This is a genomic window from Psychrobacter sp. UBA6739, from assembly GCF_002453835.1.
Taxonomy (GTDB): domain Bacteria; phylum Pseudomonadota; class Gammaproteobacteria; order Pseudomonadales; family Moraxellaceae; genus Psychrobacter; species Psychrobacter immobilis_A.
The window spans coordinates 3,698-4,487 of record NZ_DKHR01000060.1 but is presented as its reverse complement, the minus strand read 5'-3'; the positions used below and the strand labels follow the sequence as shown (position 1 = coordinate 4,487).

The following is a 790-nucleotide window of genomic DNA, read 5'->3' as shown; positions in this document are numbered from 1 at the left end:
ACTTTACCGATGACTGAGCCATCAATTGGGGTGGTGACTTCAAAGTCGCCATTTTGATAGTGTGCTTCTTCTACGCCCATTGCAGACATATATTGCTTAATCATAATCAATCCCTTGCATATTGGTATAATGGTTTACTACGTCCTTGACTGACTTATAAAATTACCCTGCTACCTACTAAGTTGCAAAATAATAAATTTCTTGCAGTCATTCCTTTTTGGAATGACGTGCTAATAAGTCGGCTATACGCTAGACATTTCTAGCATAATTTGTACTAGATACTGACACTAGACAGGCACTGCTCAAGGCTTTGCGCCTGCATCGCTTTATACAATGCCATCTCATCGTGAATAGCTGCGCCCAAATCACGCTCAAAATTTTGTTGGCTTGAGTAACCGTCATATTGGCTTGGCTGCGCCTCTTGCAGATTTGATTGAAAGATACCGGCAGCACTGACAGGCAAAAAGTCTTCATAAACGATAGGTTCAATGCGAAGCACCTCGTCATTAATCAGAGTAGTCAACTTAGCATTAGGCAGTTTATTCAAATCATCAGTGCTTAAGCTGCCAGCTAACAACGCTTGACCGTCCTCAGAATCAAGGGTGCTATCCGTCAACTGGTAATAAAAATACGCCAGCCCCTCATCGTGTAGAGTTTGATAATCATCAGGAAAAGCGGTAAATATCTCAGTCAAAATTTGATTGTATTGAGCCGCATTATTCTCATTTGGGGTAGCGCCAAGCTGGCGACGAGCTTCGGCCAGTAGTTCATCATAAAGCGCGCGGCCCTT

The 790-nt window shown here is 42.8% G+C and carries 1 protein-coding gene; it reads right to left on the bottom strand.

Annotated elements, in window-relative coordinates; genetic code table 11:
* Positions 1-274 precede the first annotated feature (274 nt).
* Positions 275-790 (bottom strand): 2-oxoadipate dioxygenase/decarboxylase family protein (locus tag B2575_RS12910; protein ID WP_296242525.1); only part of this gene is annotated, 516 nt, incomplete at its 5' end.